This window comes from Pseudomonas sichuanensis, assembly GCF_003231305.1.
Taxonomy (GTDB): domain Bacteria; phylum Pseudomonadota; class Gammaproteobacteria; order Pseudomonadales; family Pseudomonadaceae; genus Aquipseudomonas; species Aquipseudomonas sichuanensis.
On the sequence record NZ_QKVM01000022.1, the window covers coordinates 42037 to 68971 of the forward strand.

The window sequence follows — 26935 nt, forward strand, 5'->3', positions numbered from 1 at the left end:
GTAGCAGGCGAAATGTCCCTTCTACGTCTTTCGGTCACCGCGGTGCGCAACCTGCACCCGGTGACCCTCTCACCCTCCCCCCGCATCAACATCCTGTACGGCGACAATGGCAGCGGCAAAACCAGCGTGCTCGAAGCCGTGCACTTGCTTGGGCTGGCGCGCTCGTTCCGCAGCACGCGGCTGAACCCGGTCATTCAATACGAACAGCCCACCTGCACGGTGTTTGGCCAGGTAGAACTGGCTGAAGGTGGCACGAGTAACCTGGGCGTTTCTCGTGAGCGCCAAGGTGATTTCACCATCCGTATTGACGGGCAGAACGCACGCAGTGCTGCGCAGCTCGCCGAAATGCTGCCCTTGCAGTTGATCAACCCCGACAGTTTCAGGTTGCTCGAAGGGGCTCCAAAGGTACGCCGGCAGTTCCTCGACTGGGGCGTGTTCCACGTGGAACCACGCTTCATGGCCACCTGGCAACGCCTGCAGAAGGCCCTGCGGCAGCGGAACTCATGGCTGCGGCATGGTACACTTGACGCCGTTTCGCAAGCCGCCTGGGATCGGGAGTTGTGTCTCGCCAGTGCGGAAATAGATGAATACCGTCGCAACTATATCAAGGCCTTGAAGCCCGTCTTCGAGCGAACCCTGAGCGAACTGGTCGAGCTGGAAGGGTTGACCCTGAGCTACTACCGAGGCTGGGACAAGGACCGGGAACTCAACGAAGTCCTCGCTACCTCTCTTCTTCGTGATCAGCAGATGGGCCATACCCAGGCCGGGCCACAGCGTGCTGATCTGCGCCTGCGATTGGGTGCAAACAACGCTGCCGACATTCTTTCGCGCGGGCAGCAGAAGCTGGTTGTCTGCGCCTTGCGAATTGCCCAAGGCCATCTGGTTAGCCAGGCTCGTCGCGGTCAGTGTATTTATCTGGTGGATGACTTGCCGTCCGAACTGGACGAGCAGCACCGCCGCGCCCTGTGCCGCTTGCTTGAAGAATTGAACTGCCAGGTGTTCATCACCTGTGTAGACCACGAATTTCTGAGGGAAGGCTGGCAAACGGAAACGCCAGTCGCTTTGTTCCACGTGGAACAGGGCCGTATCACCCAGACCCACGACCATCGGGAGTGAAGGCATGAGCGAAAATCAAACGTACGATTCCTCCAGCATTAAAGTGCTGAAAGGGCTGGATGCCGTACGCAAGCGTCCCGGTATGTACATTGGCGACACCGATGACGGCAGCGGCCTGCACCACATGGTGTTCGAGGTGGTCGACAACTCCATCGACGAGGCCCTGGCCGGGCACTGCGATGACATCACCGTCATCATTCACACCGACGAATCCATCAGCGTCCGCGACAACGGCCGTGGTATCCCGGTCGATGTGCACAAAGAAGAGGGCGTGTCGGCAGCCGAAGTCATCATGACCGTGCTGCACGCCGGCGGTAAGTTCGACGACAACTCCTACAAGGTCTCCGGCGGTCTGCACGGTGTAGGCGTTTCCGTGGTGAACGCGCTGTCCGAAAAGCTGGTGCTCACCGTTCGCCGCAGCGGCAAGATCTGGGAACAGACCTACGTTCATGGTGTGCCACAGGCACCGATGGCCGTGGTCGGTGAAAGCGAAACCACCGGTACCCACATCCACTTCAAGCCTTCGGCTGAAACCTTCAAGAACATCCACTTCAGCTGGGACATCCTCGCCAAGCGTATCCGCGAACTGTCCTTCCTGAACTCAGGCGTTGGCATCCTGCTCAAGGACGAACGCAGCGGCAAGGAAGAGTTCTTCAAATACGAAGGCGGCCTGCGCGCATTCGTCGAGTACCTGAACACCAACAAGACCCCGGTCAACTCCCAAGTCTTCCACTTCAACGTCCAGCGTGACGATGGTGTTGGTGTCGAAGTCGCCCTGCAGTGGAACGACAGCTTCAACGAAAACCTGCTGTGCTTCACCAACAACATCCCGCAGCGCGATGGTGGTACCCACCTGGTCGGCTTCCGCTCCTCGCTCACCCGTAGCCTCAACAGCTACATCGAGCAGGAAGGCCTGGCCAAGAAGAACAAGGTCGCCACCACCGGTGACGACGCCCGCGAAGGCCTGACCGCGATCATCTCGGTCAAGGTGCCGGACCCCAAGTTCAGCTCGCAGACCAAGGACAAGCTGGTTTCCTCGGAGGTGAAAACCGCCGTGGAACAGGAGATGAACAAGTACTTCGCTGACTTCCTGTTGGAAAACCCCAACGAAGCCAAAGCCGTTGTCGGCAAGATGATCGACGCTGCCCGTGCCCGTGAAGCCGCGCGCAAGGCCCGTGAGATGACCCGCCGCAAAGGCGCGCTGGACATCGCCGGCCTGCCGGGCAAACTGGCCGACTGCCAGGAGAAGGACCCTGCCCTCTCCGAACTGTACCTGGTGGAGGGTGACTCCGCAGGTGGTTCGGCCAAGCAAGGCCGCAACCGTCGCACCCAGGCGATCCTGCCGCTCAAGGGCAAGATCCTCAACGTCGAGAAAGCCCGCTTCGACAAGATGATCTCGTCGCAGGAAGTCGGTACCTTGATCACCGCCCTGGGCTGTGGCATCGGCCGTGAAGAGTACAACATCGACAAGCTGCGCTATCACAACATCATCATCATGACCGATGCTGACGTCGACGGTTCGCACATCCGTACCCTGCTGCTGACCTTCTTCTTCCGTCAGTTGCCTGAACTGGTCGAGCGTGGCTACATCTATATCGCCCAGCCGCCGCTGTACAAGGTGAAGAAAGGCAAGCAGGAGCAGTACATCAAGGACGACGAGGCCATGGAAGAGTACATGACCCAGTCGGCCCTGGAAGATGCCAGCCTGCACCTGGACGAGTCGGCACCTGCCGTTTCGGGCGTACAGCTCGAATCGCTGGTGAACGAATTCCGCGCTGTGATGAAGACACTCAAGCGCCTGTCGCGCCTGTACCCGGAAGAGCTGACCGAGCACTTCATCTACCTGCCAAAAGTCACCCTCGAGCAACTGGCTGACAAGGCACAGATGGACGAGTGGCTGAAAGCCTTCCAGCTGCGCCTGGACAGCAGCCAGCGTTCCGGTTTGGCGTACAAGGCTGCCTTGCACGAAGACAAGGAACGTAATATCTGGCTGCCCGTGGTGGAAACCACCTCCCACGGCTTGGCCAGCTACGTGACCTTCAACCGTGATTTCTTCGGCAGCAATGACTACCGCAGCGTCGTCACCCTCGGTGAAAACCTCAGTACCCTGTTGGGTGAGGGTGCCTACGTCAAGCGTGGCGAGCGTCGCAAGTCGATCACCGAGTTCAAGGAAGCGCTCGACTGGCTGATGAACGAAAGCACCAAGCGCCACACCATCCAGCGATACAAAGGGCTGGGTGAGATGAACCCTGACCAGCTGTGGGAAACCACCATGGACCCGACCGTGCGCCGCATGCTCAAGGTCACCATTGAAGATGCAATCGCCGCTGACCAGCTGTTCAACACCCTGATGGGTGATGCGGTCGAACCGCGCCGTGAGTTCATTGAAAGCAACGCGCTGTCGGTGTCCAACCTGGACTTCTGATCAGCCCACCTGCTGTGGATAAAAAAAGCCAATACCTCGGTATTGGCTTTTTTTACCTCTAGATCGGTAACGACAGCGGTATCACGGGTCCACTGTTTTGAATGTGTAGCCGTCACCCAACACACACATGCTGGTTTTGACCGGCTGCATTGTCTTGATTGGGGCTGTGCCGCTCAGCTCGCTGACCGTGATGCGGCAGCCGTTAGTCAGCCAATTGATCTCTTCTGTGGCAAACCGAACCTCATAATCCTTACCCGCCTCAGGCACCAGAACGACTGGTTTTGGAGAGCATCTGGAAGACCCATGCTCGTAAACGGCATGGAAACCCAAGTCCATCACAGTAGGCTTGCCTGCCGGGATCACATACTCGTTGTAACCCAGCCGATCATGTTTAAGCGCTTCGGTCGTTTGTGAAGCGGGAATGTCGATCGTTCGATTGATGTAGTCCTCTTCGACCATCCCTAGCAGATCTACGTTTCGCCACAGTATGTATTGCTTGGTCGATCTGCGGTCCCGGAACGAGACCGTGAGCGGGCTGCCTTCCTTGGTGTAGAAGGGGCGATATTGCTCACAGCTGGCATTGGCCTGATAGCTGCCTGTGACTTCAGGCGATGAAAAAACGCGGATTCGCGCAGTTGAAGCGGGGTCGTATTTGGCGGCTTCGACATCGTTTCGAATGTTGGTCTTGTCGTAGTGGGTGCAGCCTTGCAGCGCCGCTAAGAGCAAGGTCAGGCCGAGAATCCTGTTCAATATGCGCTCCATAATCCTGAGCATTGTGGGCAATCATTTTCGGCCGATGATATCAAAACAATGTCAGCGCAAGAGCGGCTCAGGGAGTGTTCCACGTGGAACGCTTCAAAGTCCCAAGGCTTTGAGGCGCCGATAAAGCGTACGCTCGCTCATGCCCAGATGCGCTGCGAGTTCGCTTCGAGACCCTCTGAAGGTTTCCAGCGCATGGGCCAACTGCGGCATTTCATGTTTCCCGCGACCACGCAAAGCCTTGTGATCAACCACCGGATGGAGGCCCTCGGGAAGATGCTCGGGGCGGATCAGACCGTCATCGGCGAACAGGCGAGCCCGCTCCAGGATATTTCGCAGCTCGCGAATATTCCCGGGGAAGCTATGCAGGCTGAGTCGTTCAAGCGCTTCATCGGTCACCTTGGGAGACTGCTTGCCCGCCATCCTTTGCAACAGGCTTTCACAAAGCAGAGGCAAGTCTTCAGCCCGCTCGCGCAAGGCCGGTAAGCGTATCGGGAAGCCGCTGATGCGGTAATACAGGTCTTCCCGGAACGTGCCATCAGCAGCCATTTCCTTGAGTGGCTTGTGGGTCGCCGAGACCAAACGGAAATCCGAATGAACCGTGCGTGTGCTGCCGACCGGACGGAAACTGCCGGACTCGATCAACCGCAGCAGTTTCACCTGCATGGCCAGCGGCACCTCACCGATTTCATCAAGGAACAGGGTGCCGCCATGGGCTGCTTCAGCCAGGCCGATCTTGCGCTGAGTAGCGCCTGTGAAGGCGCCCTTCTCATAGCCGAACAATTCGCTCTCGAACAAAGACTCGGTCAACCCCGTACAGTCCACCACTACCAACGGCCCGTTGGCCCTGGGGCTTCCCAGGTGCAAAGCGCGGGCGAACAGCTCCTTGCCCGTGCCAGACTCACCTTGCAGCAACACCGGGATCTGCGCCGGCGCCGCCCGTTGCAAGCTGGCGACCGCCGCCTTGAAGGCCGCTGCGCGACCCACCAGGCCCTGCTCCTGCGGTTGTGCCGACGCCAGGGTGACGCTGGTCAGGCGCTCGACGAAGGCCACCACCCTGCCCTGCTCGTCGAGGATCGGCCGCAGTTCCACATCCACATGTTCCGGGCCGCGAGGTGTGTGGTGGATATGCAGCACACGCTCGGGGACTTTGCTGTCCAGCGATTTGCGCAGCGGGCAGTGTTCACCGGCCTGGTCGCAGGGCACTGCGTAGTGGTGCGAGACCCGGTGGCATTTCTCGCCCACAGGCGCATGATCGTCGCTGCCGAACTGACGGCGGTAAGCAGCATTGGCGGCAAGGATGTTGTAGTCGGTGTCCAGGATGATGCTGGGCAGCACATCGTGTTCGAGGTAGGACACCAGCGCGAGAATCGCGGGATGGGAAGCGGCAAGCATGACAGCACCAGATAAAAGACCCGCCGAGCGTAGCAAGGACTGCCAATCACTGCCATTGGCTGACAGTCGACTGCCAGCAACTGTCACCTTTGGCGGTGCGGTACGGCGCTGTCCGGCAGGCTACCCTGACGCAATGCCACAGTTACGGGGCCCGCGCCCATCAGAAAGGCATGGCATGCATCTTGATAAAGCACCGTTCACTGCCTAAGCCTTCAAGGAGGCACGGTGGATAACTGGAGAGCGCAATGATCATCGGCAACAACCTTCATGTTGAAGCATTCTTCGACAAGACCACCTCGACCATCAGTTACCTGGTGATGGACGGCGAGACGCGTCAGTGCGCGTTGATCGACAGCGTGCTCGACTACGACCCAAAGTCCGGGCGCACCTGCACGGCGTCCGCGGACCAACTGATTGCCCGCGTGAATGAGCTGGGCGCCAAGGTTCAGTGGATCCTGGAAACCCACGTGCATGCCGACCACTTGTCGGCGGCGGCCTATCTCAAGGAAAAACTTGGCGGCCATACCGGCATCGGTGCGCTGATCACCCAGGTGCAGAAAGTGTTCGGCACCCTGTTCAACGCCGAGCCCGGGTTCGCCCGCGACGGCAGCCAGTTCGATGTGCTGTTCGTCGATGAGGAAGGCTTTCGCATCGGCAACCTGCATGCCCGCGCCCTGCATACCCCCGGGCATACGCCGGCCTGCATGAGCTATATGGTCCAGGACGCCGGCGAGACCGCGGTGTTCGTTGGCGACACCCTGTTCACGCCCGACTACGGTACTGCCCGTTGCGACTTCCCCGGCGCCAGCGCGACAACCCTATACCAGTCGATCCGTCGGCTGCTGGCCTTCCCTGACCAAACGCAGTTGTTCATGTGCCACGACTACCTGCCGGGCGGCCGTGAGCTGCGCTACGTCACCACGGTGGCCGAGCAACGAGCCGACAACATTCACATTCATGAAGGCGTCAGCCAGGACAGCTTCGTGGCGATGCGCGAAGCCCGTGACAAGACCCTCGATATGCCCGTGCTGATCCTGCCATCGGTACAGATCAATATGCGCAGCGGCCAGTATCCCGAGCCCGAGGAAAACGGCGTGAGCTACCTGAAGATCCCGCTGAACAAACTGTAAAGCGCATCACCTACATAACGAGATTCAAAGGAACACCGCCATGCCTGCCTTGCTGTCCCCTGCCGATTCATCCCCTGCCGACCACCACAAAGTGGTGATCGTCGGTGCCGGCGCCGCCGGTATCGCCACCGCCTCGAGCCTGATCGCCCGCGACCCGTCACTGGATATCAGCCTGATCGACCCCGCCGATGTGCACTACTACCAGCCTGGCTGGACCATGGTCGGTGCCGGTGTGTTCAAGGCACCGAGCACCGCCCACACCATGGCCGCCACCCTGCCCCGTGGGGTGCGCTGGATCAAGGCGCGGGTCGAAGGCTTCGACCCCCATGGGCAACTGGTCATGCTCGAAGGTGGTCGAGCCGTCAGTTACGAACAGCTGGTGGTGTGCCCGGGCCTCAAGCTCGACTGGAGCGCCATCGAAGGCCTGAGCGAAACACTCGGGCGCAATGGTGTCACGTCCAACTACCGCTACGACCTGGCGCCCTACACCTGGGAGCTGGTGCAGACGCTCAAGCAAGGCCGTGCCCTGTTCACCCAGCCGCCGATGCCGATCAAATGCGCGGGTGCGCCGCAGAAGGCCCTGTACCTGTCGTGCGATCACTGGTTGCGCAATGGCCGGCTCGGCAATGTCAGGGCCAGCTTCTTCAACGCGGGCGCCGTGCTGTTCGGTGTGCCGGACTACGTGCCGGCCTTGATGAGCTACATCGACAAGTACGGCGTCGACCTCAACTATCAGCATCGCCTGACGGCGGTAGATGGCCCGAACAAGCGCGCCACCTTCGTGCGCACACTGCCGGATGGCAGCAGCGAAACCCGCGTCGAAGCCTTCGACATGCTGCACGTGGTGCCGCCGCAAGTGGCGCCGGACTTCATCCGTCAGAGCCCGCTGGCCGATGCCGCTGGCTGGGTGGATGTCGACCCGCACACCCTGCGCCACCGCCAGTTCGGCAATATCCACGCCTTGGGCGACGTGGCCAACACCAGTAACGCCAAGACCGCCGCCGCTGCCCGCAAGCAGGCACCGGTGGTGGCCAACAACGTGCTGGTGGCCCTTGGTCGCCTGCCGACCTTGGCGCAATACGACGGCTATGGTTCCTGCCCGCTGACGGTGGAGCGCGGCAAGATCGTTCTTGCCGAGTTCACCTATGGCGGCAAGGTGGCGCCGAGCTTCCCGCGCTGGTTGCTCGACGGGCGCAAGCCGACCCGCCTGGCCTGGCTGTTGAAAGCGCAGATCCTGCCGCCGCTGTACTGGAAGGCCATGCTCAAGGGCCGTGAATGGATGGCGCGGCCACAGCCGCTGGTGGTCGAGGCGCAGCAGTGATCGAACAGCAGCTGCTGGGCGCCGGGCTCGGCGCAATCATTGGCGCGGTGCTGGCACTGACCGGCGCCGGTGGCGGCATCCTCGCGGTGCCGCTGCTGGTGTTCGGTTTGGGCCTGAGCATGGTCGAGGCGGCGCCGATCGGCCTGCTCGCCGTTGGCCTGGCGGCGGCGGTGGGCGCCCTGCTCGGTTTGCGCGAAGGACTGGTACGTTATCGCGCCGCCCTGTTCATCGCCCTGATCGGCATCGTCGCATCGCCCTTTGGCCTGATGCTCGCCCATCAATTGCCCAACACACCCTTGGCCCTGGTGTTCGCCGGGGTGCTGGTTTACGCCTGCCTGCGCATCTGGCGCAAGGCGGCCAGGCAACTGCGCGGCGAGGCCAATGACGCCCATCGTTTCATCGAGCCCTGCGTGCTCAACCCCTTGCAGGGCCGCTTGCGCTGGACCCTGCCCTGCGCCAGGGCCCTGGCCTTTACTGGGCTGATGTCGGGGTTGCTGTCCGGCCTGCTGGGCGTGGGCGGTGGTTTCGTGATCATCCCGGCCTTGAACCGCTACACCAACCTGCGCATGACCAGCATCGTCGCCACTTCGCTGGCGGTGATTGCCCTGGTGTCCACCGGTAGCGTGGTGAGCGCCAGCGTGGCCGGTGTGATGCATTGGCAGGTGGGGCTGCCCTTCGCCATCGGTGCGGTCATCGGCCTGCTGCTGGCGCGGCCGCTCGCCGCTCGCATCGCCGGCCCGCGCCTGCAGCAGCTGTTCGCCGTGGCAGGCTGGGCGGCCGCGCTGTTGCTGGCCGGCAAGGCGCTACTCGGCTAGCAGCTCATCCTGCTCGGCGGCGCACAGCGCCAGCAGGTAATCCCACACCACCCGCAGGCGCACCGACTTGTGCAGTTCGCGGCGGGTGCAGATCCAGTAGCTGCGCTGGATGGTTTCGCTGGGCAGCACGCGCACAAGCTTCGGGTCGTGGCGGGCCATGTAGTTGGGCAGCACGGCAATGCCCAGCCCGGCTTGGGCGGCGTGCTGCTGGGCGATCACGCTGGTGCTGCGAAATGCCACATTGGGTGTGCGGCAGAAGCTGTTGAGGAACAGCAGTTCCTGGCTGAACAGCAGGTCGTCGACATAACCGATCCAGCTGTGCCGGGCCAGGTCTTCGCGGTTGCGCAGTGGTGGTGCGCGGTCCAGGTAGGCTTGGCTGGCGTACAGCGCCAGGCGGTAGTCGGTGAGCTTGCGGGTGATCAGCAGGTCGGCGTTGGGGCGCTCCAGGTGGATGCTGATTTCGGCCTCGCGGTTGAGGATGCTGACGAAGCGCGGCACCGCCACCAGCTCCACTTCCAGCCCCGGGTAGCGCTCGAACAACGCGTTCATCCGCGGGGTGAAGAACATGATGCCGATGCCTTCGGTGACCCCCAGGCGAATCTTGCCCAGGGGGGTGATGGCCTGGGTGATTTCCTCCTGCGCCAGCAGGGCGACGTTCTCCATGGCCTCGGCGTGCTTGAGCAGTGCCTGGCCAGAGGGGGTGAGGTCGTAGCCTTGGGCGTGCTGGACGAACAGCGCCGTGCCCAGGCTTTTCTCGATGCTCTCGATATGCCGGGCCACGGTGCTGTGGGTGGTGTTGAGGCGCTTGGCGGCGGTCAGCAGCCGGCCGCTGCGCTGCAACTCGAGGAAAAACCGCAGATCGTTCCAGTCGAACATCGAGCATCCTTGTACATGCATTCTGAGGCCCTATCGCGGGGCAAGCCCGCTCCCACGCCGATCTCAAAGGGCGGCGTGGGAGCGGGCTTGCCCCGCGATAGGGCTGAAACGCTGTGCTAAAACGCACAACGGCTGCGCAAAATCTCGTGTTTCCTCAGCGAAATTAATCAATAAGATGGACCGGGACAAGAATAATAATCAGGCGCGAGGTTGCACATGCCATCAGCCGATTCTGTCTACGACTACGTGGTCGTGGGTGCCGGGCCCGCCGGTTGCCTGCTGGCCAACCGTCTGTCCGCCGACCCTGCCTGCCGCGTCCTGCTGCTGGAAGCCGGCGGCCGCGACAACTATCCCTGGATTCACATCCCCGTCGGTTACCTCTACTGCATCGGCAACCCCCGCACCGACTGGTGCTTCAAGACCGAAGCCCAACCTGGCCTGAATGGCCGTGCCCTGGGTTATCCACGGGGCAAGGTGCTCGGCGGCTGTTCCTCGATCAACGGCATGATCTACATGCGCGGCCAGGCCGCCGACTACGACCGTTGGGCCGAGCAAGGCAACGACGGCTGGGCATGGAAGGACGTGCTGCCGTTGTTCAAGCAAAGCGAAAACCACTTCGCCGGCGCCAGCGACAGCCATGGCGGCGACGGTGAATGGCGGGTCGAACAGCAGCGCTACAGTTGGCCGATCCTCGATGCCTTCCGCGATGCCGCCGAGCAGAGCGGCATCGCCAAGGTTGATGACTTCAACACCGGCGATAACGCCGGCTGCGGCTATTTTCAGGTCAATCAGCGTCGCGGTGTGCGTTGGAACTCGGCCAAAGCCTTCCTCAAACCCATCCTCAAACGGCCCAACCTGACCGTCCTGACCGGCGTCGAGGTCGACCAGGTGCTGCTCAACAACACCCGCGCCCGGGCGGTGAAAGCGCGCTGGCAAGGCGGGTGGCATGAGTTCGGCGCTCGCCGCGAGATCATTCTTTGCGCAGGTTCTGTAGGGTCGCCCGGTATCCTGCAACGCTCGGGCATCGGCCCGCGCAAGCTGCTCGAAGGGCTGGGCATCGGCGTGCGGCACGACATGCCCGGCGTCGGCGGCAACCTGCAGGACCACCTGCAACTGCGGCTGATCTACCAGATCGACAACACCCGTACCCTCAACCAGATGGCCAACAGCCTGTGGGGCAAGCTGGGCATGGGCCTGCGTTACGCCTATGACCGCAGTGGCCCGCTGGCCATGGCGCCGAGCCAGCTGGGGGCATTCGTGCGTTCGGGCCCGGAGCAGGCCACCGCCAACCTGCAATACCACGTGCAGCCCCTGTCGCTGGAGCGCTTCGGTGAGCCGCTGCATCGCTTCCCGGCCTTCACCGCCTCGGTGTGCAACCTGCGCCCGGTCAGCCGTGGGCGTATCGATATCCGCTCGGCGGACATGCACGCCACACCCTTGATCGACCCCAATTACCTGAGTGCGCCCGAAGACCTGCAGGTGGCGGCAGCTGCCATCCGCATGACCCGGCGCATCGCCCAGGCCCCTGCCCTGGCCGCCTTCGCCCCCCGCGAATACCTGCCCGGCCCCGCCCTGCAGAGTGAAGAAGACCTGCACCAGGCCGCCGGCCAGATCGGCACCACCATCTTCCACCCGGTGGGCACCTGCCGCATGGGCAATGGCGCGCTGGACGTTGTGGATAACCAGCTGCGCGTGCACGGCATTCCCGGCCTGCGCGTGGCCGACGCTTCGATCATGCCGCAGATCGTCTCCGGCAATACCTGTTCACCTACGTTGATGATCGCCGAGAAGGCGGCGCAACTGATCCTCAAGGGGGCCCGTAGCCAGACCAACCTCAGCGACTCCAGCGCGATACCGACGCCCTGACCCGGGTGTTTGCAACAGCGACGGCTCGTGGTCGGAGGCCGTCGGCAGTGGAACAACAAGAATAATCACTGTGGCCCTCGGGCCGAGGACAGCAACGATGTCGGATTACATCCAGGAACAGGGGGCGGCGGCGAGCAGCTCCAGCGGTCGTGAAGAACGCAAGATCATTTTCGCGTCATCCCTCGGGACGGTGTTCGAGTGGTATGACTTTTTTCTCTATGGCGCGCTGGCCGCGGTCATCAGCAAGCAGTTCTTTGCTGGGGTCAACGACACCACCGCCTTCATCTTCGCCCTGATGGCCTTCGCCGCCGGCTTCCTGGTGCGCCCGTTCGGCGCCCTGGTGTTCGGCCGCCTCGGTGACATGATCGGGCGCAAGTACACCTTCCTGGTGACCATCGTGCTGATGGGCCTGTCGACCTTCGCGGTCGGCCTGCTGCCCACCTACGCCAGTATCGGCATTGCCGCACCGATCATCCTGGTGATCCTGCGCATGCTCCAGGGCCTGGCCCTGGGCGGGGAATACGGCGGCGCCGCCACCTATGTGGCCGAGCACGCACCCCACGGCAAGCGTGGTTTCCACACCGGCTTCATCCAGTCCACTGCCACCCTCGGCCTGCTGCTGTCGCTGACCGTGGTGCTGGCCAGCCGCTATATCAGCGGCGACCAGTTCGAGACCTGGGGCTGGCGCCTGCCGTTCCTGCTGTCGATCTTCCTGCTGGCGATCTCCACCTGGATCCGCATGAGCATGCATGAATCGCCAGCCTTCGTGAAAATGAAGGCTCAGGGCAAGGTGAGCAAGTCGCCGATCCGCGAGTCGTTCACTTCGTGGCCCAACCTCAAGGTGGTGCTGACCGCGCTGTTCAGCATCAACGCCGGGCAAGCGGTGACCTTCTATACCGCACAGTTCTACGTGCTGTTCTTCATGACCCAGATGCTCAAGATGGACCCGGCACAAGCCAACACCCTGTTGATCATCAGCGTGATCATCGGCGCGCCGTTCTTCGTGTTCTTCGGCTGGCTGTCGGACCGCGTCGGGCGCAAGCCGATCCTGATGCTCGGCCTGCTGCTGGCCACCCTGTGCTACTTCCCGATGTTCAAGGCCCTGAGCCATTACGCCAACCCGCAGATCGACGCCGCCAGTCGCCAGGCACCGATCGTGGTGAATGCCAATCCGCAGGGCTGCACCTTCCAGTTCGACCCGGTGGGCAAGGCGCGCTTCGACAGCCCGTGCGACAAGGTCAAGACCTTCCTGGTCAAGCAGGGCCTGCCCTACAGTTCGGTTGACGCCACCGGCAGCGACGTTTCGGTAAGCATCGGCGACAAGACCATCAACGGCTTCGACGAAGCCGCCATGCGCAGCGCCATCGAGGCGGCCGGTTACCCGGCCAAGGCCGATCCCGCCCAGGTGAACCAGGTAATGGTGGTGGTGCTGATCGTCGCCATGATCCTCATTGCCACCATGACCTACGGGCCACTGGCGGCGGTAATGGTCGAGCTGTTCCCGACACGCATCCGCTACACCTCGATGTCCCTGCCCTACCACATTGGCAATGGCTGGTTCGGTGGTTTCCTGCCGACGGTGTCGTTCGCGCTGGTGGTGTACACCGGGGATATCTTCTACGGGCTGTGGTACCCGGTATTGATCACCGGGGTGAGCCTGGTGGTGGGGATTTTCTGCCTGAAAGAAACCAAGGATGTGGATATCGACAAGGTCTGAGGAATGTCACAGACCTAGCGTGGGAGCGGGCTGGCCCCGCGATGGGGCCAGCGCTGAGGACGCTATCGCGGGGCAAGCCCGCTCCCACGATTCGATCAAGGCAATCAACCCATAAAAAAACCGGCGTAAAAGCCGGTTTTTTTATAGCGCGAAAAAACTTATGCACGATTTTCGCAAAAACGTCATACAGAGAAATAAATAGCTAATTCAATCACTTAGCACCTATTTCAGACGACTCATGCAAAACTTGCTAACAAGTTATCCACAGATCGTCAGGCCGGCTGCTGCTCAGGATTTTCGGCCACCGGAGGCAGCGAACCCATGGCCCGCTGGGCCGCTTCGTTCCAGGCCTGGGCACGGTCGTTGAGCTCGGCAATGGCGCGTGGCCCGGTGCCGACTGCATACATCGGTTCGCCGATCACCACCTCGATGGTGCCCGAGCGTTTGCCCCAGCCTTCACGGGGCCAGAACTTGCCGGCGTTGTGGGCAATCGGCAGCACCGGCAGGCCGGCGTTCACCGCCAGGGCGGTACCGCCGCGGGAGAACTTGCCGATCTGGCCGTGAGGCACACGGGTGCCTTCGGGGAAGATCAGCACCCAGGTGCCCTGCTTGAGCAGCTCGTCGCCTTGGCTGGCGACCTGGCGCAAGGCCTCTTTCGGGTTCTTGCGGTCGATGGCGATCGGCCGCAGCATGGCCATGGCCCAGCCGAAGAACGGCACGTACAGCAGCTCACGCTTGAGCACCTGGCTCAGCGGCGAGAAATAGGCCGACAGGAAGAATGTCTCCCAGGTGCTCTGGTGGTTCGACAGGATCACGCAGGGCACCTTCGGCACGTTCTCGGCACCGGTGATCTTGTAATCGATGCCCAAAATCGTACGCACTAGGAACAGCGCGCAGCGGCACCAGTACACGTTGATGAACCGGTAGCGCTTGGCGAACGGCAAGAACGGTGCAACGAAGAAGCTCAGCGAGCACCACAGCAGCGAACTGGTGCCCAACAGCAGGTAAAAAAGAAAGATTCTGATCGCCTGCAGGATCGACATAGTGGCATGTACCGTTGCGGGGCAGGCCCGCCTAAGGACAACGCGCCGCTGGGGCGCGCTGTTTAAATGAGTTGTCTGGCGATGGCGGCCAGATCGTCAAAAATCAGTGTGTTCTGCGGGATGCCTTTTTCAAGCGTCCGCTCACCCTTGCCGGTTTTCACCAGCACCGGTTGTGCATCGACGGCCAGCGCCGCCTCCAGGTCACCTTTGCTGTCACCGACGAACCATACATCGGTCAGTGGCACCTGGTAGTGCTCGGCAATCGCCCGCAGCATGCCGGGCTTGGGCTTGCGGCATTCGCAGCCCTCGTCCGGCCCATGCGGGCAATGCACGATGCAGCCCACCTCGCCACCCTGCTCGGCCACCAGTGCGCGCAGGCGCGCATGCATGGCCTCGAGGGTCGCCAGCGAGTAATAGCCGCGGGCAATGCCGGACTGGTTGGTGGCCACGGTCACCGTCCAGCCGGCTTTGCTCAACTGCGCGATGGCCTCGATCGAGCCGGGGATGGGAATCCACTCGTCCAGCGACTTGATGTAGGCGTCGGAGTCGTGATTGATCACCCCGTCACGATCGAGAATCAGCAGTTTCAAGGCTTACCCCAGCAGCGAAATGTCGGCCACGCCCAGGAACAGGCCGCGCAGGCGGCTGAGCAGGGCATAACGGTTGGCGCGCACCTTGGCGTCTTCGGCGTTGACCAGCACCGCCTCGAAGAAGGCGTCGACCGGGTCGCGCAGGGCGGCCAGGCGGGCCAGCGCTTCGTTGTACTGACGCGCGGCCGCCATCGGTTGCACGGCCTGGTCGGCCTGCTGGATGGCCGAGTACAGCGAGAACTCGTTGGCATTGTCGAAGTACTTCGGCTCGACCTGGTCGGCGATGGCGCCTTCGGCCTTGCTCAGCAGGTTCGACACGCGCTTGTTCGCCGCGGCCAGGGCACCGGCTTCGGGCAGCTTGCGGAACGCCTGCACGGCCTGCACGCGCTGGTCGAAGTCCAGGGCGGAGCCCGGCTTCAGGGCACGCACCGACAGGTAGGTGGCAACGTCGATGCCTTCGTCTTCATAGCGCGCACGCAGGCGGTCGAAGATGAACTCCAGCACCTGCTCGGCCAGGCCGGCGGCCTTGACCTTGGCACCGAACTGCTTGACCGCGAACTCGACCGCACTGGTCAGGTCCAGGTCCAGCTGTTTCTCGATCAGGATGCGCAGCACACCGAGGGCGGCACGGCGCAGGGCGTACGGGTCCTTGCTGCCGGTGGGCAGCATGCCGATGCCGAAGATGCCGACCAGGGTGTCGAGCTTGTCGGCGATGGCCACGGCAGCACCGGTGAGGGTCTGCGGCAGCTCGGCGCCAGCACCGCGCGGCATGTACTGCTCGTTCAGCGCCAGGGCGACGTCTTCTGGCTCGCCATCGTTGAGGGCGTAGTAGTAGCCGGCGATGCCCTGCATCTCAGGGAACTCGCCAACCATTTCCGAGGCCAGGTCGCACTTGGACAGCAGGCCGGCGCGGCCGGCGTTGGCGGCGCTGCCGCCGAGGTACGGGGCAATGAAAGCGGCCAGCTTGGAGACGCGCTCGGCTTTTTCGAACACGGTGCCCAGCTGAGCCTGGAACACCACGTTCTTCAGGCGCTCGTTGAAGCTTTCCAGGGGTTGCTTCTTGTCCTGTTTGAAGAAGAACTCGGCGTCGGTCAGGCGCGGGCGCACGACCTTTTCGTTACCTTGCACGATCTGCTTCGGATCGCGGCTCTCGACGTTGGCCACGGTGATGAAGCGCGGCAGCAGCTTGCCTTCGTTGTCCAGCAGGCAGAAGTACTTCTGGTTGTCCTGCATGGTGGTGATCAGGGCTTCCTGCGGCACCTCGAGGAAACGCTCCTCGAACGAGCACACCAGCGGCACCGGCCACTCGACCAGCGCGGTCACTTCGTCCAGCAGCGCCGGCGGCACGATCGCGGTGCCTTCCTGCTGCATGGCCAGCTCTGAGGTGCGCTTGCTGATCAGCTCGCGACGCTCGGCGAAGTCGGCCAGCACGTAGGCTTTGCGCAGGTCTTCGACGTAGTTGGCCGGGGTGGTGATAACCACGTTTTCCGGGTGGTGGAAGCGGTGGCCACGGGACTCACGCCCGGCTTTTTGCGCGAGGATGGTGCAGTCGACGACCTGGTCGCCGAGCAGCATCACCAGCCACTGGGTCGGACGCACGAACTCTTCACGGCTGGCGCCCCAGCGCATGCGCTTGGGAATCGGCAGGTCGTTGAGCGAGTCTTCGACGATGGTCGGCAGCAGGCTGGCGGTCGCCTTGCCCGGGATGTGCTGGGAGAAGCGCAGCTTCGCGCCGCTCTGGTCGATGTCCGACAGCTCCACACCGCACTTCTTGGCAAAGCCCAGGGCGGCCTGGGTTGGCTCGCCGTCCTTGAACGCCGCCTGCATGGGCGGGCCATCGATGTTGATGCTGCGGTCCGGCTGCTGCACGTCGAGCTGGCGGATCAGCACGGCCAGGCGGCGCGGCGCGGCGTAGACCTGCTTGGCGGTGTAGTTCAGGCCGGCGGCCTGCAGGCCTTTCTCGATACCGGCGAGGAAGGCGTCGCCCAGCGACGCCAGGGCCTTGGGTGGCAGCTCTTCGGTGCCCAGTTCAACCAGGAAATCTTGAGCACTCATTGTGCAGCCTCCAGCTTAGCCAACACTTCGTCACGCAGTTCAGGGGTGGCCATCGGGAAGCCCAGGCGTGCGCGGGCTTGCAGATAGCTTTGCGCCACGTCACGGGCGAGCGTGCGAACACGCAGGATGTAGCGCTGGCGCTCGGTTACCGAGATGGCGCGGCGGGCGTCCAGCAGGTTGAAGGTGTGCGAAGCCTTCAGGACCATTTCATAGGTCGGCAGCGGCAGTTCCAGCTTGATCAGGCGGTTCGCTTCGCTTTCATAGAAGTCGAACAGTTCGAACAGCTTCTCGACGTTGGCGTGCTCGAAGTTGTAGGTCGACTGCTCCACTTCGTTCTGGTGGAACACGTCGCCATAGGTGACCTTGCCGAACGGGCCGTCGGCCCACACCAGGTCGTAGACCGAGTCCACGCCCTGGATGTACATGGCCAGGCGCTCCAGGCCGTAGGTGATTTCACCGGTGACCGGGTAGCACTCGATGCCGCCGACCTGCTGGAAGTAGGTGAACTGGGTCACCTCCATGCCGTTCAGCCAGATTTCCCAGCCCAGGCCCCAGGCGCCGAGGGTTGGCGATTCCCAGTTGTCTTCGACGAAGCGAATGTCGTGAACCAGTGGGTCCAGGCCGATGGCTTTCAGCGAGCCCAGATACAGCTCCTGGAAGTTCGCCGGGTTCGGCTTGAGCACCACCTGGAACTGGTAGTAGTGCTGCAGGCGGTTGGGGTTTTCGCCATACCGTCCGTCGGCAGGGCGACGGCTAGGCTGCACATAGGCGGCGTTCCAGGTTTCCGGGCCGACGGCGCGCAGGAACGTGGCGGTATGGAAAGTGCCGGCGCCTACTTCCATATCGTAGGGCTGAAGCACCACACAACCTTGAGCTGCCCAGTAGTTCTGCAGGGCGAGGATCAGGTCTTGGAAGGTACGCACGGCTGGCGTAGGCTGGCTCACGAAATTCACCTGTATCTGGGGATGCGGATGTAAAGAGCGGGAGTATAACCCGTTTCGTCTCGCCCTCTACTCATTGGAGCCTTATGCCACGCTGCTTTTGGTGTTCCGACGACCCGTTGTACCAGGCCTACCACGATCAGGAGTGGGGAACGCCGCAGCGCGACCCGGCGTTGCTGTTCGAGATGCTTTTGCTCGAAGGGTTCCAGGCAGGTTTGTCGTGGATCACGGTCTTGAAGAAGCGCGAGCGTTATCGCGAGGTGTTGCACGGCTTCGACCCCGTGAAACTGTCGCAGCTCAGCGATGAGCGCATCGAGGAGCTGATGCTCGATGCCGGCATCATCCGCAACCGCCTCAAGCTCAAGGCCGTGCGGCGCAATGCGCTGGCTTGGCTGGCTGTGGATAACCCGGCCGAGTGGCTGTGGTCGTTCGTGGGCGGTGAGCCGAGGATCAACCATTTCACCGGCCGCAGCGAGGTACCGGCGGTCACCGATGAGGCCAAGGCCATGAGCAAGGCCTTGCAGAAAGCCGGCTTCACCTTCGTTGGCCCGACCATCTGCTACGCCTTCATGCAAGCCACCGGCATGGTCATGGACCACACCACCGACTGCGATCGCTACGCCGCGCTGGTGCGCTGACGGGGTACAATGCGCGCCTTGCTGAAATAAGGAATTCGCCTGTGGAAAAGTTCAAGGGCGCCCTCATGGTCGGGGTGCTGCGACTGTTCGCCAAGTTGCCCTGGGGCGCGGTGCAGCGCGTTGGCGCCGGCATCGGCTGGCTGATGTGGAAGATCCCCAACGGCTCGCGCAACGTGGTGCGCATCAACCTGGCCAAGTGCTTCCCCGAGATGAACCCGGCCGAGCGTGAGCAACTGGTGGGCCGTGCGCTGAAAGACATCGGCAAGTCGTTCGTCGAAAGTGCCTGCGCCTGGATCTGGCCGCCGCAACGCTCGCTGGAGCTGGTCAAGGAAGTGCACGGCCTGGAAGTGCTGGAGCAGGCCCTGGCCTCGGGCAAGGGCGTGGTCGGCATCACCAGCCACCTGGGCAACTGGGAAGTGCTCAACCACTTCTATTGCAACCAGTGCAAACCGATCATCTTCTACCGCCCGCCAAAGTTGAAAGCCGTGGATGACCTGCTGCGTGAGCAGCGCGTGCAGATGGGCAACCGCGTGGCGCCTTCGACCAAGGAAGGCATTCTCAGCGTCATCAAGGAAGTGCGCCGTGGTGGCCAGGTAGGTATTCCGGCCGACCCGGAGCCGGCCGAGTCCGCCGGGGTGTTCGTGCCGTTCCTGGGGACCCAGGCGCTGACCAGCAAGTTCGTGCCGAACATGCTGGCCGGTGGCAAGGCGGTGGGGGTGTTCCTGCACGCCCTGCGCCTGCCGGACGGCTCGGGCTTCAAGGTGTTCCTTGAGGCGGCACCGGAAGAGATGTACAGCACCGACGTCAACGTGTCGGCAGCGGCGATGAGCAAAGTGGTCGAGCGCTATGTGCGCGAGTACCCGAGCCAGTACATGTGGAGCATGAAGCGCTTCAAGAAGCGCCCGGCCGGCGAGCCGCGCTGGTATTGAGTTATCCACTGCCCCTGCTTTAGCAGGGGCTCTGTGGGAGCGGGTTTACCCGCGAAGCAGGCGCTGCGGTGTATGGCACCGGCTTCGCCGGTGTTCGCGGGTGAACCCGCTCCCACAGAGACCGCGTCAAGTCGATGTTTTGCTGAGCTTCTTGAGAAACACCGCCATCTCCTTCTCGGCCTGCTTGTCGCCATGGGCCTGCGCCGCCTCGATGCCCTCCTCCCAGGCCTTGCGCGCCCCAGCCAGGTCACCCTGCAGCTGATACGCCTTGCCCAGCAGCTTCCACGCCGCCGAATACTTGGGGTCCTGCTGCACGCAACTGGCCAGGTGCACCGCCGCCTCGGCGCCATTGCCCTCATCCAGCCAGGCCTTGCCCAGGCCGAAGCGCAGCAGCGGGTTATCCACACCTTTGGCCAGCATCTTCTCCAGCGATTCGCGCATGCCCTGCTCCTTTAGAAGAAACTCAAGCCCACGTGGAACAGCTTCTCCACGTCCCGAATATGCTTTTTATCCACAACGAACAGGATCACATGGTCGCCCGACTCGATCACCGTGTCGTCATGGGCGATCAGCACTTCTTCGTCGCGGATGATCGCGCCGATGGTGGTGCCCGGCGGCAGGGCGATGTCCTCGATGGCCTTGCCCACCACCTTGCTCGACTTCGCATCGCCATGGGCCACGGCCTCGATGGCCTCGGCCGCGCCACGGCGCAGCGAGTGCACGCTGACGATATCGCCGCGGCGCACGTGGGCCAGCAGCGTGCCGATGGTGGCCAGCTGCGGGCTGATGGCGATGTCGATGTCGCCGCCCTGCACCAGGTCGACATAGGCCGGGTTGTTGATGATGGTCATCACCTTGCGCGCGCCCAGGCGCTTGGCCAGCAGCGACGCCATGATGTTGGCCTCGTCGTCGTTGGTCAGGGCCAGGAAGATGTCGGCGTCGGCGATGTTCTCTTCGAGCATCAGGTCCTTGTCCGAGGCGCTGCCCTGCAGCACCACGGTGCTTTCCAGGGTGTCGGAAAGGTGCCGGCAGCGCGCCGGGTTCATCTCGATGATCTTCACCTGGTAGCGGCTTTCGATGGCCTCGGCCAGGCGCTCGCCGATCTGCCCGCCACCGGCGATCACCACGCGCTTGTTGGTTTCGTCGATGCGCCGCAGTTCACCCATCACCGCACGGATGTCCTTCTTCGCGGCAATGAAGAACACTTCGTCGTCGGCTTCGATCACCGTGTCGCCCCGGGGCGTGATCGGCCGGTCGCGGCGGAAGATCGCCGCCACGCGGGTGTCGACGTTGGGCATGTGGGCGCGGATCTGGCGCAGTTGCTGGCCCACCAGCGGCCCGCCGTAGTAGGCCCTGACCGCCACCAGCTGGGCCTTGCCCTCGGCGAAGTCGATCACCTGCAGCGAACCTGGGTGTTCGATCAGGCGCTTGATGTAGTTGGTCACCACCTGCTCGGGGCTGATCAGCACGTCCACCGGGATGTGGTCGTTGTCGAACAGCTCTTCGCGGGTGAGGTAGGCCGATTCACGCACCCGGGCGATCTTGGTCGGGGTGTGGAACAGCGAGTAGGCCACCTGGCAGGCGACCATGTTGGTCTCGTCGCTGTTGGTCACCGCCACCAGCATGTCGGCGTCGTCGGCGCCGGCCTGGCGCAGCACCGTCGGCAGCGATGCGCGGCCCTGCACGGTACGGATGTCCAGGCGGTCGCCCAGATCGCGCAGGCGCTCGCTGTCGGTGTCGACCACGGTGATGTCGTTGGCTTCGCTGGCCAGGTGTTCCGCCAGCGTACCGCCTACCTGCCCCGCGCCGAGGATGATGATCTTCATCCACTACTCCCTAGGTTCTTGTGCTTACCGCGAGGCGGCGATCTTGATCAGCTTGGCATAGTAGAAACCGTCGTGGCCGCCCTCCTGGGCCAGCAGCTGGCGCCCGTGGGGCTGGCGCAGGCCGGCCTCGGTCGCCAGGTCCAGCTCGCGGGCACCGGGGGTGCGGGCCAGGAAGGCGTCGATCACTTCGGTGTTCTCGGTGGGCAGGCTGGAGCAGGTGGCGTACAGCAGCATGCCGCCCACTTCCAGGGTCGGCCACAGGGCATCGAGCAGTTCGCCTTGCAGCGCGGCCAGGGCCGGGATGTCGTCGGCCTGGCGAGTCAGCTTGATGTCCGGGTGGCGGCGGATCACGCCAGTGGCCGAGCAGGGAGCGTCGAGCAGGATGCGCTGGAACTGTTTGCCGTCCCACCAGCTGGCGGTGTCGCGGGCGTCGCAGGCGATCAGCTCGGCATCGAGCTTGAGGCGGTCGAGGTTCTCGCGCACGCGGGTCAGGCGCTTGGCCTCGAGGTCGATGGCGACCATGTGCGCAAGCTTCGGCTCGGCTTCGAGCAGGTGGCAGGTCTTGCCGCCCGGTGCGCAGCAGGCGTCGAGCACGCGTTGGCCGGGGGCCAGCTCCAGCAGGTCGGCGGACAACTGCGCGGCTTCGTCCTGCACGCTGACCCAACCCTCGGCGAAGCCCGGCAGGCCGCGCACGTCGCAGGCTTCGGCCAGCACGATGCCGTCACGGCTGTACTGGCAGGCGCTGGCCTGGATACCGGCCTCGGCCAGCAGCGCGAGGTAAGCGTCGCGGCTGTGGTGGCGGCGGTTGATGCGCAGGATCATCGGCGGGTGGGCGTTGTTGGCGGCGCAGATGGCTTCCCATTGCTCCGGCCAGAAGGCCTTGAGCGACTTCTGCAGCCAGCGCGGGTGGGCGGTGCGCACCACCGGGTCGCGCTCCATGTCGGCCAGCAGTGCCTCGCCCTCGCGCTGGGCGCGGCGCAGCACGGCATTGAGCAGGGCCTTGGCCCACGGCTTCTTCAGCTTGTCGGCGCAGCCTACGGTTTCGCCGATGGCGGCATGGGCCGGGATGCGGGTGTAGAACAGCTGGTACAGGCCGACCAGCAGCAGCGCCTGCACATCGGCGTCGGCGGCTTTGAACGGCTTCTGCAACAGTTGTGCGGCCAGCAGGTCCAGGCGCGGCTGCCAGCGGGCGGTGCCGAAGGCCAGGTCCTGGGTGAGGCCACGGTCACGATCATCGACCTTGTCCAGTTGCGCCGGCAGCGAGCTGTTCAGCGAAGCCTTGCCGCTGAGCACGGCGGCCAAGGCACGGGCGGCAGCCAGACGAGGATTCATTGGCCGAGCACCTTGCCGCTGGCGAATTTCTCGCGGCGGCTGTTGAACAGGTCGGCGAAGTTGAGGGCCTTGCCACCCGGCAGTTGCAGGCGGGTCAGGCTCAGGGCCTGCTCACCGCAGGCGACCACTAGGCCGTCCTTGCTGGCCGAGAGGATTTCGCCTGGGGCGCCCTGGGCTGTGGACAACTTGGCGGCCAGTACCTTCACGCTTTCGCCGTCCAGGGTGCTGTGGCACACCGGCCAGGGGTTGAAGGCGCGGATCAGGCGCTCAAGCTCCACGGCCGGACGGCTCCAGTCGATGCGCGCTTCGTCTTTGTTCAGCTTGTGTGCGTAGGTGGCCAGGGCATCGACCTGCACTTCACCTTGCAGGCTGCCATCGGCCAGGCCGGCGATGGCCTGGATCACCGCAGGCGGGCCCATTTCGGCGAGGCGGTCGTGCAAGGTGCCGCCGGTGTCGTCGGCGCTGATCGGCGTGACCACCTTGAGCAGCATCGGGCCGGTATCCAGGCCAGCCTCCATGCGCATCACGGTCACGCCGCTCTCGGCGTCACCCGCTTCCACCGCACGCTGGATCGGTGCCGCACCGCGCCAGCGCGGCAGCAGCGAGGCATGGCTGTTGATGCAACCCAGGCGCGGGATGTCCAGCACCGCCTGCGGCAGGATCAGGCCGTAGGCGACCACTACCATCAGGTCCGGCTGCAGCGCGGCGAGCTCGGCCTGCGCATCGGCATTGCGCAGGGTCTGTGGCTGGTACACCGGGATGTCATGGGCCACGGCCAGGGCCTTGACCGCGCTCGGCATGAGCTTCTGGCCACGGCCGGCGGGGCGGTCCGGCTGGGTGTAGACGGCCACGATCTCGTACGGGCTGTCGAGCAGGGCCTTGAGGTGTTCGGCGGCAAACTCTGGGGTGCCAGCAAAGACGATGCGCATGGAGTTCTCGCTTCTCGAAAAAGAAAAAGGCTTGCCGGAGCAAGCCTTCTGGAAGGTGGGGATCAGGCTTGCTGGCGGTGCTGCTTTTCCAGCTTCTTCTTGATCCGGTCGCGCTTGAGCTGCGACAGGTAGTCGACGAACAGCTTGCCGTTGAGGTGATCGAACTCGTGCTGCACGCACACCGCCAGCAGGCCTTCGGCTTCGAGCTCGTAGGGCTTGCCGTCGCGGTCCTGGGCCTTGACCCGGACGCGCAGCGGGCGGTCGACGTTTTCGTAGAAGCCCGGCACCGACAGGCAGCCTTCCTGGTACTGGCCCATGTCGTGGGTCAGTTCTTCGACGCTGGGGTTGATGAAGACGCGCGGCTCGCTGCGATCTTCGCTGAGGTCCATCACCACGACTTGCTGGTGGACGTTGACCTGGGTCGCCGCCAGGCCGATGCCTGGGGCCTCGTACATGGTTTCGAACATGTCGTCGATCAGCTGACGCAGGGCGTCGTCGAACACCGTTACCGGTTTGGCAATGGTACGCAGGCGCGGATCGGGGAATTCGAGAATGTTCAAAATAGCCATAGGGGTCAGGCAGTCACTGTGCGGTCGGTTGAAAACTGAGCACACATAATAAAGGGAAAAGGTGGCCAAGGCACCTGTGAAAGCTCGGCTAGGGTGTGAAAGGGCGGCTTATCGCCGATTTGATGGACAGCTTTTCAAAGCGTTATCAACACAGTTATCCACAGCTTGTGCCACGCCGATGGCCCCTTTTCGATCAAGGATGATCCCCTATGACTACACCCCGTTCGTCGCCTTGCCCGCCTGCCGAACTGGAAGCGCGGCTGCGTCTGCACCGCCTCCCCGACACCGGCCTGCGCCGTTTCCATACCCTCATCGAAGCCTTCGGCAATGCCTCGTCGGCACTCAGCGCGCCGGCCAGTGCCTGGCGTGCGCTGGGGCTGCCTGCTGCCAGCATCGATGCCCGGCGCAGCCCCGAGGTGCGCGACGGTGCATTGGCTGCAATGGCCTGGTTAGAGCGCCCGGGCCAGCATTTGCTGATGTGGGACGGGCCTGGCTATCCCGCGTTGCTCGGTGAAATCGACGACCCGCCGCCCTTGCTGTTCGTCGCCGGCGACCCTGCTTTGCTGGAGCGCCCGCAGCTGGCGATAGTGGGCAGCAGGCGTGCTTCACCTCCGGCGCTGGATACCGCAGGTGCGTTCGCGCGTTGCCTTGCGCAAGCCGGTTTCACCATCACCAGCGGGCTGGCGCTGGGCGTTGACGGTGCCGCTCATCGGGCGGCATTGCAGGCCGGCGGGCACACCATCGGGGTGCTCGGCACGGGGTTGCAAAAACTTTATCCACAGCGCCACCGCGACCTCGCCCGAGCGATGCTCGACAGCGGTAGCGCGCTGGTTTCCGAGTACCCCCTGGACGCCGGGCCGTTGGCCGGCAACTTCCCCCGGCGTAACCGGATCATCAGTGGGCTGTCGCTGGGTGTGCTGGTGGTCGAGGCGAGCATTGCCAGTGGTTCGTTGATCACCGCCCGGCTTGCCGCCGAACAAGGGCGCGAGGTGTATGCCATTCCCGGTTCCATTCACCACCCCGGCGCCAAGGGCTGTCACCAACTGATCCGCGACGGTGCGTTGCTGGTGGAGAGTGTGGAACAGATCCTCGACAGCCTGCGCGGCTGGCAGAACCTGCCGCCCGCGCCTGTGGGCAAACCCGACCATCCCCTGCTCGCCTTGCTCCATGCTGCGCCCCACACTACCGAGGGCTTGGCCCACAGCAGCGGCCAGCCGTTGGCCCAGGTGCTGGCCAGCCTGACCGAGCTGGAGCTTGAGGGCCGGGTCAGTAATGAAGCCGGGCGTTGGTTTGCAAGGTCCGGCTAAGTAAACTGCGCGCAAGGCTTATATGTGGAGTGACAGCAAATGGTGAGCAGTTGGCGTGTGCAACAAGCCGCGCGTGAGATCAAGGCGGGTGCGGTGATCGCCTATCCAACGGAAGCGGTCTGGGGCCTGGGCTGCGACCCGTGGAACGAAGACGCGGTGTATCGCCTGCTGGCGCTCAAGTCGCGGCCTGTGGATAAAGGCCTGATCCTGGTCGCTGACAGCATCCACCAGTTCGACTTCCTGTTCGAGGACTTCCCCCAGGACTGGATTGACCGCATGGCCGCCACCTGGCCGGGGCCGAACACCTGGTTGGTACCGCACCAGGACCTGCTGCCCGAGTGGGTGACCGGGCAGCATGACAGCGTGGCGCTGCGGGTCAGTGATCATCCACAGGTGCGTGAGCTGTGCGCCTTGGTCGGGCCGTTGATTTCCACGTCCTGCAACCCGGCCGGGCGCCCGGCGGCCAAGAGCCGGTTGCGGGTGGAGCAGTATTTCCACAAGCAGCTGGACATGGTGCTGGGTGGGGCGCTGGGGGGGCGGAAGAATCCGAGCGTGATTCGGGACCTGGCGACCGGTGAGGTTGTGCGCCCGGGCTGATACCGCTGGCGAGGGCTTTGCCCTCGTTTCGCGGCACAAGGCCGCTCCTACAGGCAATCGCGCTCCCCTGTAGGAGCGGCCTTGTGTCGCGAAAGGGCCGCAAAGCGGCCCCAGAAAACGGCTAGATTCTCCTGACTTTCTCTCAAATAGTTGCCTGGACAACCAATTGGGAAACTTCCCACTGTCTCCGTCTTAAGTCGCCAACTTCTCTACAGGAACCCCTGCCTCTAGCTTGCTCTCCGTGCGTCGCAAATCGGCGGGAGCATCCGGAGCAATGCCGCTATTCGAGAATGCCGAGTACCTGATAAGGGCGAATCTGCAGCAGCTAGCGTCCAACCATCGGGTCAGGGCGGTGGAGATAGGCAGATTTACCGCAGATCAGTTCGAGGCGATCAACAGACAGAAAGCCGGGCTGGGTTTACCCCTGCTTGAGGATCCGGGCATCGTATTTATTGGCAGTCATGCCTACAGAAGCCGGGTGATACGAGACGGATACACCATTGATGACATGGTTGTGCAAATCAGGGCAGCGCTGGCAGCGACATCGATTTTGAAGAGTGCCACGCACCTGACCGCTCTTCGCAGCACGATTGGCCGAAACGATGGCTATGGCAATGAAATCTATGATGAGGCGATTTTTGAACTGACGGCCCGCAAGCCCAAGGCGGAGCTCTATTCCATCGTGCCTAAAGGGGATAGAAACAAGCCCAAAAAATAATGGCCGCTTTAAGCGGCCAAAGGGTAAGGATGCACTCGCCC

At 63.2% G+C, this 26935-nt stretch carries 24 protein-coding genes; 12 read left to right on the forward strand and 12 right to left on the reverse strand.

The features are described 5' to 3' along the window. Window positions 1-12 precede the first annotated feature (12 nt). A complete protein-coding gene (recF, locus tag DM373_RS13590) occupies window positions 13-1116 on the forward strand; it encodes a DNA replication/repair protein RecF (RefSeq protein ID WP_110994061.1) in 1104 nt (367 codons plus the stop codon). Window positions 1117-1120: 4 nt separating this feature from the next. Next, window positions 1121-3541: a DNA topoisomerase (ATP-hydrolyzing) subunit B gene (gene gyrB / locus DM373_RS13595; protein WP_110994062.1), complete on the forward strand. Its 2421-nt coding sequence runs from the start codon at window positions 1121-1123 to the stop codon at window positions 3539-3541. 81 nt (window positions 3542-3622) lie between these two features. Here gyrB and DM373_RS13600 read toward each other — a convergent pair whose 3' ends face one another. Together DM373_RS13600 and DM373_RS13605 are read right to left on the reverse strand one after the other, a co-directional pair. Beyond that, window positions 3623-4291, reverse strand: coding sequence for a hypothetical protein (locus tag DM373_RS13600; RefSeq protein WP_157966839.1), 669 nt, complete (start codon window positions 4289-4291; stop codon window positions 3623-3625). A 105-nt stretch (window positions 4292-4396) separates the two neighbouring features. Next, window positions 4397-5695, reverse strand: a complete 1299-nt coding sequence (locus tag DM373_RS13605; RefSeq protein WP_110994064.1) for a sigma-54 interaction domain-containing protein — start codon at window positions 5693-5695, stop codon at window positions 4397-4399. A gap of 245 nt (window positions 5696-5940) precedes the next feature. Here DM373_RS13605 and DM373_RS13610 point away from each other — a divergent pair, with 245 nt between their 5' ends. The 3 genes from DM373_RS13610 to DM373_RS13620 are packed head-to-tail and all read left to right on the forward strand — an operon-like array spanning window position 5941 to window position 8961. Continuing rightward, window positions 5941-6825, forward strand: a complete 885-nt coding sequence (locus tag DM373_RS13610; RefSeq protein ID WP_110994065.1) for an MBL fold metallo-hydrolase — start codon at window positions 5941-5943, stop codon at window positions 6823-6825. Window positions 6826-6865: 40 nt separating this feature from the next. Continuing rightward, window positions 6866-8146: an NAD(P)/FAD-dependent oxidoreductase gene (locus DM373_RS13615; RefSeq protein ID WP_110994066.1), complete on the forward strand. Its 1281-nt coding sequence runs from the start codon at window positions 6866-6868 to the stop codon at window positions 8144-8146. Beyond that, on the forward strand, window positions 8143-8961 hold the full coding sequence (locus DM373_RS13620; protein WP_110994067.1) for a sulfite exporter TauE/SafE family protein: 819 nt from the start codon (window positions 8143-8145) through the stop codon (window positions 8959-8961). Before DM373_RS13615 ends, DM373_RS13620 begins: the two co-directional genes overlap by 4 nt. On the opposite strand, the gene DM373_RS13625 is transcribed toward DM373_RS13620, so the two are convergent. Continuing rightward, window positions 8950-9837, reverse strand: a complete 888-nt coding sequence (locus DM373_RS13625) for a LysR family transcriptional regulator (RefSeq protein ID WP_110994068.1) — start codon at window positions 9835-9837, stop codon at window positions 8950-8952. The genes DM373_RS13620 and DM373_RS13625 overlap by 12 nt on opposite strands. A 216-nt stretch (window positions 9838-10053) precedes the next feature. Between DM373_RS13625 and DM373_RS13630 the strand changes: the two genes are divergently transcribed. Both DM373_RS13630 and DM373_RS13635 read left to right on the forward strand, forming a co-directional pair. Continuing rightward, window positions 10054-11703: a GMC family oxidoreductase gene (locus DM373_RS13630; RefSeq protein ID WP_110994069.1), complete on the forward strand. Its 1650-nt coding sequence runs from the start codon at window positions 10054-10056 to the stop codon at window positions 11701-11703. Between the two features lie 97 nt (window positions 11704-11800). Next, window positions 11801-13420 (forward strand): MFS transporter, encoded by a 1620-nt coding sequence (locus tag DM373_RS13635; protein WP_110994070.1) that lies wholly within the window; start codon window positions 11801-11803, stop codon window positions 13418-13420. Window positions 13421-13692: 272 nt separating this feature from the next. Here the strand turns inward: DM373_RS13635 and DM373_RS13640 are convergent, their stop codons facing one another. The 4 genes from DM373_RS13640 to glyQ all read right to left on the reverse strand — a co-directional run bounded on the left by DM373_RS13640 (window position 13693) and on the right by glyQ (window position 18052). Beyond that, window positions 13693-14463: a lysophospholipid acyltransferase family protein gene (locus DM373_RS13640; RefSeq protein WP_110994071.1), complete on the reverse strand. Its 771-nt coding sequence runs from the start codon at window positions 14461-14463 to the stop codon at window positions 13693-13695. A 62-nt stretch (window positions 14464-14525) separates the two neighbouring features. Further along, the gene (gmhB, locus tag DM373_RS13645; RefSeq protein WP_110994072.1) at window positions 14526-15053 is read right to left on the reverse strand and encodes a D-glycero-beta-D-manno-heptose 1,7-bisphosphate 7-phosphatase; all 528 of its coding nucleotides are present in this window, start codon (window positions 15051-15053) and stop codon (window positions 14526-14528) included. A gap of 3 nt (window positions 15054-15056) precedes the next feature. Then, the gene (gene glyS, locus DM373_RS13650) at window positions 15057-17108 is read right to left on the reverse strand and encodes a glycine--tRNA ligase subunit beta (protein ID WP_110994073.1); all 2052 of its coding nucleotides are present in this window, start codon (window positions 17106-17108) and stop codon (window positions 15057-15059) included. Next, window positions 17105-18052, reverse strand: coding sequence for a glycine--tRNA ligase subunit alpha (glyQ, locus tag DM373_RS13655; RefSeq protein ID WP_027592054.1), 948 nt, complete (start codon window positions 18050-18052; stop codon window positions 17105-17107). The genes glyS and glyQ overlap by 4 nt, the downstream gene beginning before the upstream one ends. 83 nt (window positions 18053-18135) lie before the next feature. Between glyQ and DM373_RS13660 the strand changes: the two genes are divergently transcribed. Continuing rightward, window positions 18136-18687 (forward strand): DNA-3-methyladenine glycosylase I, encoded by a 552-nt coding sequence (locus tag DM373_RS13660; protein ID WP_110994074.1) that lies wholly within the window; start codon window positions 18136-18138, stop codon window positions 18685-18687. A 41-nt stretch (window positions 18688-18728) separates the two neighbouring features. Beyond that, a complete protein-coding gene (locus DM373_RS13665; protein ID WP_110994075.1) occupies window positions 18729-19616 on the forward strand; it encodes a lysophospholipid acyltransferase in 888 nt (295 codons plus the stop codon). Window positions 19617-19742: 126 nt separating this feature from the next. On the opposite strand, the gene DM373_RS13675 is transcribed toward DM373_RS13665, so the two are convergent. From DM373_RS13675 to def, 5 genes are all read right to left on the reverse strand, one after another. Then, the gene (locus DM373_RS13675) at window positions 19743-20057 is read right to left on the reverse strand and encodes a tetratricopeptide repeat protein (protein ID WP_110994076.1); all 315 of its coding nucleotides are present in this window, start codon (window positions 20055-20057) and stop codon (window positions 19743-19745) included. 11 nt (window positions 20058-20068) lie between these two features. Beyond that, entirely contained in the window at window positions 20069-21442 is a 1374-nt protein-coding gene (gene trkA / locus DM373_RS13680; protein ID WP_110994077.1) for a Trk system potassium transporter TrkA, read from the reverse strand. Between the two features lie 24 nt (window positions 21443-21466). Beyond that, a complete protein-coding gene (rsmB, locus tag DM373_RS13685; RefSeq protein WP_110994078.1) occupies window positions 21467-22774 on the reverse strand; it encodes a 16S rRNA (cytosine(967)-C(5))-methyltransferase RsmB in 1308 nt (435 codons plus the stop codon). After that, window positions 22771-23703, reverse strand: coding sequence for a methionyl-tRNA formyltransferase (gene fmt / locus DM373_RS13690; RefSeq protein WP_110994079.1), 933 nt, complete (start codon window positions 23701-23703; stop codon window positions 22771-22773). Before fmt ends, rsmB begins: the two co-directional genes overlap by 4 nt. Window positions 23704-23765: 62 nt before the next feature. After that, a complete protein-coding gene (gene def / locus DM373_RS13695; protein ID WP_110994080.1) occupies window positions 23766-24272 on the reverse strand; it encodes a peptide deformylase in 507 nt (168 codons plus the stop codon). A 209-nt stretch (window positions 24273-24481) separates the two neighbouring features. On the opposite strand from def, the gene dprA reads away from it, so the two are divergent. The 3 genes from dprA (at window position 24482) to DM373_RS13710 (ending at window position 26894) form a co-directional block, all read left to right on the forward strand. Further along, window positions 24482-25579 (forward strand): DNA-processing protein DprA, encoded by a 1098-nt coding sequence (dprA, locus tag DM373_RS13700; RefSeq protein WP_110994081.1) that lies wholly within the window; start codon window positions 24482-24484, stop codon window positions 25577-25579. 39 nt (window positions 25580-25618) lie between these two features. Continuing rightward, complete coding sequence (tsaC, locus tag DM373_RS13705; protein ID WP_110994082.1) at window positions 25619-26176, forward strand: L-threonylcarbamoyladenylate synthase type 1 TsaC; 558 nt, start codon at window positions 25619-25621, stop codon at window positions 26174-26176. Between the two features lie 274 nt (window positions 26177-26450). Further along, complete coding sequence (locus DM373_RS13710; protein WP_110994083.1) at window positions 26451-26894, forward strand: hypothetical protein; 444 nt, start codon at window positions 26451-26453, stop codon at window positions 26892-26894. Window positions 26895-26935 lie beyond the last annotated feature (41 nt).